Source organism: Nostoc sp. DedQUE04 (assembly GCF_034530995.1).
Classification (GTDB): domain Bacteria; phylum Cyanobacteriota; class Cyanobacteriia; order Cyanobacteriales; family Nostocaceae; genus Nostoc.
Genome location: NZ_JAVRCA010000018.1, coordinates 122,004 through 131,541 on the forward strand (window position 1 = coordinate 122,004; position 9,538 = coordinate 131,541).

Here is a 9,538-nt window from a genome sequence, read left to right on the forward strand (position 1 = left end):
CCAAAATATTCTATAACTTTTGATAGATGCCAACGGCTGGAAACAGTCTGCGGCTTTCAACGACCTGATTTTAGCTGAAGATGAAATTCCGTAGTCTAAGGATAGTCTAATGGCTCAGATTTTAATCGGGACTGTGCGATCGCTTGACGACAACGCTCAATGCTGGGATCTCCCGCAAATACTCGCCTATTTAGCTGATGAGCCATTTCTATCATATCCCTACTTGGTAGCCAGGGAAAAATCACTATGTCCCCAGATGCCGAAAACATCTTGATTAGCTGTTCAATCAGCTGCTCCTTTAAATCTGATTCTGGAAAGATAATCACAGTCTTCGCCCGTTCAATTAACCAATCATGATCCCAGTCATCGGAGGTAATAGCAATGGCAAGAGCCGCAAAGGGTATGCGCTCGATGAATTGTGGTGAAGCTGTATCACCACAGAAGACAAAATGTTGCTTTTCTAGTAAAAACCAACTTGACTGAATTTCATTAGGATTCACAACAACAGGCGAGACTGAGGATGACGTTGCTATAGTCACCTCTAAAGCTGGTGTTTCAACATTAATCGGCTCCTTGGGAATGATAGCCAGGATTTCCGGCTTCTTAGAAGTGAGTGGTTGTGATGGCTCAGGCAAAGCAGGAGTAGAGATAGACTGTGATTTCTCGTCCTCAATTACTTGACGAATACTCTTATGAGTTATGGTTTCGCCTTCCTGAGCACGTTGTAGAAATTCCTCGCGGACGTTTTGTGGAGTTGATGGTGCTGCCAAAAGATAGAGCGCAGACGTGGCAATATCTATTTGTGCAAAATTTGCACGTTCAGCCAATGTTTCATAAACGTTGATAAAATTGTAAGCTGTCCGTCGGCTCCAACCAAACTCAGCTTTCAGCCAAGTCTCAAACTGTCCGTGTTTGAGCCGAGAACGCACGTCAGTCAGCTTCTGACCAATTTCCCAAATATCCTGTGCGGAACGTCGTAAGCGCTCCTTAATTTCTCCTGTTCGTTGCTGAACAACAATTCGCTGTTCAGAATCCAAATTTTCATAGTCGAAGCCTGTGACTACTTCGCTCTGTTTTTTTAACTTGCTCACAATTTATCTAAACTATTTTGTACACAAAATTTATCATAGTTAATTATGAATTGATTATCATCCGTGAAAAGTTAAATTTAAATGTTTTTTGTCAATACGTCTAAATATAGAAATAAATTTATTGAAAGCGCCATAGCGCAAGTGCATAAGATGCAGAGGTATAAGGCAGTAAGTCTTTCCTCTGTGCCCTATAGCTCTGCTCCCCATTCCCCTTGTGGGCATAGTTTTTCATAACAAGAATAATAATCACGCTCAAGAAGGAGAAGAATGAAGTAAGTTGCTTGATATTTTCTAAACTTAATGATAATCTTTGTTATTAAGTAAATTCAGCAGATCAAAAAGTTTTCCAAAGGTCTTACCAGCCCTTGATTTGGGATGGGGAATACAATCCTCTAAAATCACCTTAGAATCTACCTGTTGGCTAACTTTGTTATGGATTGACTGAGGAGCGATCGCATATTGCGGGTGCTTTGCGCTATCGCAACCACTGATGATTGCCAGTTTTCCAAACATGGGCACAAACCCTGATTCTTTTTTAGTTTGCAAAACTTTTGAATCTAGTGAATTAACTTTATTGACAATGACAAAAAGTAAAAACTAGCTTCTAATACCAAAATTATGCATAGTTCAACTTAAGTAATATTCCTAACTAGTGGCACAACACCTGTGGAAGAAGTAATCTATTACACTTCCAACAACTTCACTTGTTTTAGTACAGGTAAATAGAGTTTAGCCAAAATAGTTTCTAAGGCATAACTTTTAGATACTAAGAGTTAACTTTCCACACATGGGTTCCTGAGCAAGGCAAATCTCTTTATCTAGCTAGAGTCTAGATTTGAGTCCAGCAAGAAAAATCAAAGCTGAGAATTAGTTGCTATGCAAACAACGTCACCCCAGGTAAGCGTGGATGATTTTTTTCTAGAAGTAGATCACATTTTTGTCTGTACGACCAAAGACGCTGAAAGCATCTCAGTTCTTCAAAAACTTGGTCTTCACTGCTCTAATCAGGTGGTACAACATTTTAAACAAGGAACAGCCTCAAAAATAATTTTTTTTGAAAATACCTATCTTGAGTTAATTTGGATAGAAGATAAACATTTAGTTGAACAACAGTCTGTACACACAGGCGTTCATACGCTAAGTCGTCTTCATGGGCAGCATACAAAAGCATCACCCTTTGGTGTCGGTCTACGTAGGAAGTTTAATCATGGTAGCTTGGTATCTCATTCACCTTTATACTTGTCTGAGGAGTGGATGCGATGCCTAGGTTGGGCTACGCCTACGCAGATGTCTATTAGTTTTGCAGCAGAAAATCTTGTAAATCAGGAAGAACCTTTTTGCTTTATGATTCCTGACAGTATTGCTCTAACAGCTTGGCTTGATCCATCATTAACAGCGCATCAGAAGTTAATTTCTCATCCCTTGGGTGTAAAAAAACTAACGAGCGTAAAAATCACAATTAATAGCGACAAACATTTGACTGATGCTATGTCTCTGCTTAGTACACATAGTGCTGTCGCTATTGAACAAGGGGAATCTCCACTACTAGAGTTGACCTTTGACGAGGGTATCAGAGAAAAAAATCTCGATGCACGACCAATTCTGCCAATTTTGTTGAAATATTAAAACATAGCCTGTTGAAGAAGAATTCAGAAGTCAGAATCAAGACGCTCTCTAACGCTAGCGCGAACGCAGACTCGCTTGCCGTCGGCGCTATCAGTCGGGGATTCAGACCCGCGACTTTCTTGTTGACCACCAAATTGAAAATTTGGTGGGGGTGCAAAAACGCCGATTATTCAGACGCCAGTCATATAGAATTCATTCTGACTTCTGACTTCTGAATTCTGACTCCTGACTCCTGAATTCTGTTCGATAACATCACTGGCGAAAAGAATGTGAACTGAGGTATTACTATGGCAACAATGGGAAAATATTGCAAAGCTTACTCTTTGAAAAAATTACGTGAGTTCAGTCAGTGGACTGAGTGTGCTGAAAATGCAAAAAGAGAAAACCAATCAGTTGAGGGTAAGGAAGTCGAAAGTAATAGAGAGTTAACTGATCTCAGTACTTTGAAAATTTTACCTACCAGAGGTTGTAATGATAACTCACTACATTCCTAGTAGAACCCCATATTTTCAATTGTCGTGGTTCGGAATAGAAAAGGTTTTTGCTATTTGTATATTATACGACAATATGGAGCGCCTAACCCATGACTAAAAGTCACGTGTGCGGCTTGCAGAAATCAAATCTTAGAAAACATAGCCAATTAAATACCACGGAGATAAATTATGTACCAAGACGACAAAGAAGACACAACAATTTACAAAGTTGTAGTCAATCATGAAGAACAGTATTCCATTTGGCCTGCTGACAGAGAAAACGCACTCGGCTGGAAGGATGCTGGCAAAAGTGGTTTTAAACAAGAATGTCTAGATTACATCAAAGAAGTTTGGACTGATATGAGACCACTTAGCCTTTGCAAGAAAATGGAAGAAGCTGCTGGAGGTAAATCATAACACATTTGATTTTTCGTAAAGGTTGTCCAAGGTCAAGAGTCAAAGATCAAAAAACTCTGGACTCTTGACCAGAGCAACAGAAATCCGACATGAAAGTATGACAACTGCACAAACATTTAACTCCTGGCTAACATATACCAAACCTAATCCTCATGCTTCAGTGCGTTTATTCTGCTTTCCCTATGCAGGTGGTAGTTCTATCATTTTTCGCACATGGGCTGAGAGTCTACCTAAAACTGTGGAAGTTTGCTCTATTGAACTTCCTGGACGAGGAACCCAGATGAAGTCAGCCCCATTTTCGCGGCTAAAACCTCTTGTCGGTGCGATCGCCCAAGCTCTGATAAGGAATCAATTTGCTCCCGCCTTGCTTCCACATTTAAATAAGCCATTTGCCTTCTTTGGTCACAGCATGGGAGCAGTTGTTAGTTTTGAGCTAGCCCGTTTACTCCGCAAACAGTACAATCTTAAACCAGTACACATGTTTGTTTCCGGCCGCCGCGCTCCACAAATTCCCGATCCAGATCCACCTATCCATGCTCTCAGTGAACCTGAGTTCATAGAAGAACTACGCCGTCTCAATGGTACTCCCGAAGCACTGCTGGAAAATGCCGAATTAATGCAACTTCTTGTCCCAATTTTACGAGCAGACTTTGAAGTTCTAGAAACCTATGTATATACTACCGAGCCACCACTTGATTGTCCTATTACTGCTTTTGGTGGCTTACAGGATCGAGAGGTCAATTGTGATGAACTTCAAGCTTGGCGCGAACAGACAAATGCTGCATTCTCAGTACAGATGTTCAAGGGCGATCATTTCTTTTTACACTCAGCCCAATCACTCTTACTACAGTCACTTTCTCAAGAACTACAGCAAATTACCAGTAAAATAGACAGCCGACAGTAGGATTCCAATTCATACTGAATTATGATTCCTTAATTCTGTTTTAATCAACCAAATACAATACTTTGAAAGCATACCTTTACAAATTTTTAACTTCCGTTTAGGGGTTAAGCGATATTGAATATTGTTGGTACAAGAAGTTTGTCAATTAGGATTGCATATGAGTGCCTCTTCATTATTGGGAATAGATTCTAAGACTCTTAAGGGATTTCAAAGACAACAAAAGTATTTTCCTTATCGGTATGCTCTAGTTCGCAGGTATTTACCTAAATTTGTCAATAAATATCAAAAAATATATGCTGATCAACTAGTAGATTTTACTGTTTTACCTTCAGCAGAGATATTTCATACTAGTACATTGCAAACTGATTTTTATGAATTCTTTACTGAGATAGTATGCGACACTCCTGGTAATACAACTTATGCAAAATATGTGAAAAAGACTTTCACAGAAGTGACAAATCAAGCTCTCAATCCAGAATCTTTAGGTACAGAGATAATTGATGATGAATATTCACCTGTGATCAACACTTGGAAAGCCAACATTCTCCATGAATTGAAGTTGGCATTAGCTTTTGTAAATTTTTATAACTTAGGCAAAAATATTTTTGATTTTCCTCAATGTTTATTAGAGTCCTTTAAGAATACAAATATAGAAAACATTCCTTTACGCGATGTCAAACTGCCATATCCAGCTTTTTATTTACATTTTGGTTTGCAAAAAGACTTAGAGTTAGAACTGGGACATGTGGTTAACAGTGAATTTTTGTATTCGTTGTCCACAAAAACTAAGCGAATAAATAAATATTACTTGGAGGGGGTATATGTAAAAGAAATAGCTAGTGGTGGTTTTGAATTAGCATTAATTGGTTCTCCAGAATTTCCAGTTTTGAGTGATAATTGGCTAGAATATCCGACCGAAGCACTTTCTGTAAAAATTCCTTTAATTAATCCAGATACAACGATTGGAGAAGCTTTAGACTGGGAGATAATAGATACTTCTGCCTCTCATAAAAAAGCCATATTTCATTATCTAGAGGAGAATAATTTACTTGATAAAATTGATGTTGATTTTAATATAGAATTCTTGAACGATTTTTTATTCTATGAATTTGAAGAATTTCATGATCATAAGTGTTATAAGTTTATATTAAAAATTTTAAAGTTAGTTATCAATGCTATATTTTACACAACTAATTATCGGTTAACTGAAGAAATTTCAGAACAAATACCTGGATTTATTCCCAATAATTTGCGTAAAGAATTAGAATCAGATGATGCCAATACAAGGAGTAAAGCACTTTTCAAAATAGATAAGCAGGGATATTCACTAGTTAAAATATGTGGTAAGCGTAGTTGTCGAACAGGAGTTTTTTCGAGTGATGAGATAAGTAAAGTTGATAACTTTCAACAATCAGAAGTCGTCAGTAGTACTGAATCTAAAAGGCAGTTTAGTAGTTACCACAGAAGAAGGCATTACCGTCTTTGTCCTGTAGGCAAGAATCGTAGTGAAGAAGCATTGATTTGGGTTGAGTGTGCATATATACAAGGCACACTTCCATATAAAGAAGGGTTACGAATTTATGAGTTTGGTCAGCCAGAGACATCTGGTACAAATCTAGATAATTTGGATGGAAAAATCCTTAATAATAAGCAAATTTTGGAGATTAGGAATATGTTTGAGCTAGGAGTTGCTACTATTAGTGAGATTGCTAGTTTTTATAAACTGCCGGAAAATATTGTTGAACGAATTATAGTTAAGAGACAATAATAAAAATACTAAATATCAACATAATTGACCAAGATTTTATTACCTAAAACATGATATTTGAATTTTAAACTTGTTTCTTATAACTATGATATTAATATAGCAAGCTTAAATCATTATTAGAGGCTATTTACATTCTCTTTATTAATTCAAAAACTAAAATATGCGCTATTTAGTGAGAGTTTTTACAAGAAAAGTATTCCGTATTTTACCGTTTATACTCGGTTTGATCTTTGCCTTAGTTGTGGTACTCCAGAATGGAGCGATACTAGCGACATCCACTGAAATACTTTGGGATACTTATGGCGTACCCCATATTTTTGGTAAGGATACCCAAAGTGCATTCCAAGCATTTGGTTGGGCGCAAATGCAAAGTCACGGTAATCTGGTTTTACGTCTTTATGGTCAGGCACGAGGACGGGCTGCCCAATACTGGGGAGAAAAATATTTAGAGTCAGATCGTTGGGTACTGACTATGGGAGTCCCCGATCGCGCTCGTTCTTGGTACAAATTACAAAGTCCAGCTTTTCGTAATTATCTGGATGCTTTTGCTGCTGGAATCAATGCTTATGCTCAGGAGCATGGCGAATTAATTGATGATGAAGTAAAAGTGGTATTGCCAGTCAAAGCAGAAGATGTGCTGGCTCATCTACATCGAGTTCTGCATTTTACTTTTGTTGTTAACCCAGAAACGATTGGAGGTATTAAACAGCAGGAATCAAAAGCAGGATCTAATGGTTGGGCGATCGCACCTAAACGTTCTGCCAGTGGTAAGGCCATGTTGTTGGCAAATCCCCATTTGCCTTGGTCAGACTTATTTTTATGGTATGAAGCGCAAATCACTGCTCCAGGGTTTGATGCCTATGGAGCTGCACTTGTGGGCATTCCCGTGTTAGCGATCGCCTTCAATAATAATTTAGGCTGGACTCATACTGTTAACACTCACGACGGCTGGGATGCTTACAAACTCAACTTAGCTGATAATGGTTATCGCTTCGATGGCAAAGTCTTACCGTTTGAGACAACAACCCTTTCATTAAAAGTCAAACAAAAAGACGGCACTCTGAAAACAGAACCCTTAGTCGTCAAACATTCTGTTCACGGACCTGTTATATCACAAACAGGTAATCAAGCTGTGGCGTTGCGGGTGGTTGGTCTTGATAGGCCTTATGTACTCGAAGAATGGTGGGATATGGCACGGGCAAAAAACCTTTCCCAGTTTGAAGCTGCACTCAAACGCTTGCAACTACCGATGTTTACGGTCATATATGCAGATAAATATGGGCATATTATGCACCTGTTCAACGGTCAAGTTCCCATTAGAAAAAAAGGTGACTTTCAATACTGGCAAGGTATTATCCCAGGTAACACTTCTGACACCTTATGGACAAAAATTCACCCTTATCAAGATTTACCGCGTATCGTTGACCCAAAAAGTGGCTGGTTACAAAATGCTAATGACCCACCCTGGACAACCACATTTCCAACTGCTATCAAAGCAGATAAATACCCACCTTACATGGCACCACGTTTTATGGATTTCCGGGCGCAGCGTTCTGCCAGAATGCTCTTTGAGGATGAAAAAATCACTTTTGATGAGATGGTGGGATACAAACACTCAACCCGTATGGAACTAGCAGACCGCATCTTGGATGATTTAATCCCCCTAGCCCGAAAAAATGGAAGTGAATTAGCAAAAGATGCAGCTAATGTGTTAGAAAATTGGGACAAAAAAGCAAATGCCAATAGCAAGGGTGCGGTACTATTTGCAACTTGGGTACAACAAATAGATTTACACAAGGTATTTAGTATACCTTGGAGTGAAAACAAACCGCGCACTACACCTGACGGTTTAGCTAATCCTCAAGAAGCAGTGGCTAAACTACAAGCAGCAGCAGATCAAGTACAAAAGACCTATGGAAAGCTAGATGTAGCATGGGGAGAGGTTTTTAAGCTAGATTATGGTGGTATAAATTTACCTGCCAATGGTGGTCCAGATCATCTCGGTATCTTCCGCAGCCTCTGGTTTTCACCACAGTCAAATGAAAGTTTTAAGTCTGTCGGTGGAGATTCTTTTGTGGCGGCGGTAGAATTTTCTCAGCCAGTGCGGGCAATGGTACTTAACAGTTATGGCAATGCTACCCAACCCGGTTCGCCCCATATTGGTGATCAGTTACAGATGTTCGCTAATCAAAAGTTGCGTCCAGCTTGGCATAAGCGCTCTGATATTTTAGCCCATTTAGAAGAACGTCAGGCTTTTTGAAATCACGTCAACGCCGATTAGGAGGACTGACGTAATTCGTAATTCGTAATTCGTGAGCGAGTTACCGAACCCAGAGTCTGACTAGCTTTATCCCTGTTTTGTCAGTTTGGGAGAAGCCTATCGCTGAAAGCCTTTCGGAGCTTTAGTTTTAAGTTTCTGGTTATAAATTTTAGTTACTGTTAGAAAACAAAGGCTCAAAGCTTGATTGAATCAAAGTTTCAGAATCTTGCTGAGATTATTGTTTTCCGAGAGTGACAAAACAGGGTTATACTTGAGTGCTTGCTCTGCGAGAGCGCGAAAATATCCCAAATTCTTATCCAGTCTGGAACTGACTCTATTTCGGAGCGATCCAAAAATTTGGACACCATTACCAATGGGGGCAGAATTAGCGATCGCTCCTTAACAAAAACTGCGAGTTAAGCCTGATACATTTTATCTCCATTTTTCTGAAGGAAATAAAAAATCCAGCTAACCAAGCTTACTTAACAAATGTGTAAACTGATGATTTCGATTAAACAGAGCCAGAAAAGCTAGGATAACAACGCCGATTGTTGCGATCGCTGTTCCTGATGCCTGTGCAAAAATAATCACAATCTGGTAGCGTATGGCATCATTAGGACTAGCCCCAGCGAGAATTTGACCAGTCATCATTCCTGGTAAGCTAACTAATCCCATCACCATCATTGAGTTAATAGTAGGAATCATTCCTGTTCTGAGGGCTTCTTTTATAGTTTGATGTGCAGCTTCCCAACGGGTTGCGCCAAGAGTCAGTAGCGCTTCTATTTCAAAGCGCCGATTGGTCAAGTCTTCCATAAACCGATCTAAACTCAAAGATGTACCCGTGAGGGCATTACCCAATACCATACCCAAAAGGGGAATGAGATACTGAGGCTCGTACCAAGGTTGGACGCGTAAAATACCGCTAACTACTATCCCCGTAACTAAAAATCTAGTGTGGTAAAACTTACTAGAGAAGAGTAGAACTCCTGTAATCTTGAC

Annotated in this window: 10 protein-coding genes; 7 read left to right on the forward strand and 3 right to left on the reverse strand. The window is 39.3% G+C overall.

Annotation, left to right across the window (positions count from 1 at the left end):
* Window positions 1-95: 95 nt before the first annotated feature.
* Complete coding sequence (locus RM049_RS15280; protein WP_322704782.1) at window positions 96-1,091, reverse strand: DUF3102 domain-containing protein; 996 nt, start codon at window positions 1,089-1,091, stop codon at window positions 96-98.
* A 297-nt stretch (window positions 1,092-1,388) separates the two neighbouring features.
* Window positions 1,389-1,637 (reverse strand): hypothetical protein, encoded by a 249-nt coding sequence (locus RM049_RS15285; protein WP_322704783.1) that lies wholly within the window; start codon window positions 1,635-1,637, stop codon window positions 1,389-1,391.
* A 357-nt stretch (window positions 1,638-1,994) separates the two neighbouring features.
* Between RM049_RS15285 and RM049_RS15290 the strand changes: the two genes are divergently transcribed.
* The 7 genes from RM049_RS15290 to RM049_RS15320 all read left to right on the forward strand — a co-directional run bounded on the left by RM049_RS15290 (window position 1,995) and on the right by RM049_RS15320 (window position 8,942).
* Window positions 1,995-2,717: a VOC family protein gene (locus RM049_RS15290; protein ID WP_322704784.1), complete on the forward strand. Its 723-nt coding sequence runs from the start codon at window positions 1,995-1,997 to the stop codon at window positions 2,715-2,717.
* Between the two features lie 287 nt (window positions 2,718-3,004).
* On the forward strand, window positions 3,005-3,211 hold the full coding sequence (locus RM049_RS15295) for a hypothetical protein (RefSeq protein ID WP_322704785.1): 207 nt from the start codon (window positions 3,005-3,007) through the stop codon (window positions 3,209-3,211).
* Between the two features lie 168 nt (window positions 3,212-3,379).
* A complete protein-coding gene (locus RM049_RS15300) occupies window positions 3,380-3,607 on the forward strand; it encodes an MbtH family protein (protein ID WP_322704786.1) in 228 nt (75 codons plus the stop codon).
* Between the two features lie 97 nt (window positions 3,608-3,704).
* Window positions 3,705-4,511, forward strand: coding sequence for a thioesterase II family protein (locus tag RM049_RS15305; protein ID WP_322704787.1), 807 nt, complete (start codon window positions 3,705-3,707; stop codon window positions 4,509-4,511).
* A 124-nt stretch (window positions 4,512-4,635) separates the two neighbouring features.
* A complete protein-coding gene (locus RM049_RS15310; protein ID WP_322704788.1) occupies window positions 4,636-6,279 on the forward strand; it encodes a hypothetical protein in 1,644 nt (547 codons plus the stop codon).
* A 160-nt stretch (window positions 6,280-6,439) separates the two neighbouring features.
* The gene (locus RM049_RS15315; protein WP_322704789.1) at window positions 6,440-8,539 is read left to right on the forward strand and encodes an acylase; all 2,100 of its coding nucleotides are present in this window, start codon (window positions 6,440-6,442) and stop codon (window positions 8,537-8,539) included.
* A gap of 226 nt (window positions 8,540-8,765) precedes the next feature.
* Entirely contained in the window at window positions 8,766-8,942 is a 177-nt protein-coding gene (locus tag RM049_RS15320; RefSeq protein WP_322704790.1) for a hypothetical protein, read from the forward strand.
* A gap of 65 nt (window positions 8,943-9,007) precedes the next feature.
* Here the strand turns inward: RM049_RS15320 and RM049_RS15325 are convergent.
* The coding region (locus RM049_RS15325; protein WP_322704791.1) for an ABC transporter permease at window positions 9,008-9,538 on the reverse strand (531 nt) is incomplete at its 5' end.

Excerpts from the sequence above, each read along its gene's own strand:
- RM049_RS15295 (WP_322704785.1), top strand. The coding sequence starts at position 3,005 with ATGGCAACAATGGGAAAATATTGCAAAGCTTACTCTTTGAAAAAATTA.
- RM049_RS15300 (WP_322704786.1), top strand. The coding sequence starts at position 3,380 with ATGTACCAAGACGACAAAGAAGACACAACAATTTACAAAGTTGTAGTC.
- RM049_RS15305 (WP_322704787.1), top strand. The coding sequence starts at position 3,705 with ATGACAACTGCACAAACATTTAACTCCTGGCTAACATATACCAAACCT.
- RM049_RS15315 (WP_322704789.1), top strand. The coding sequence starts at position 6,440 with ATGCGCTATTTAGTGAGAGTTTTTACAAGAAAAGTATTCCGTATTTTA.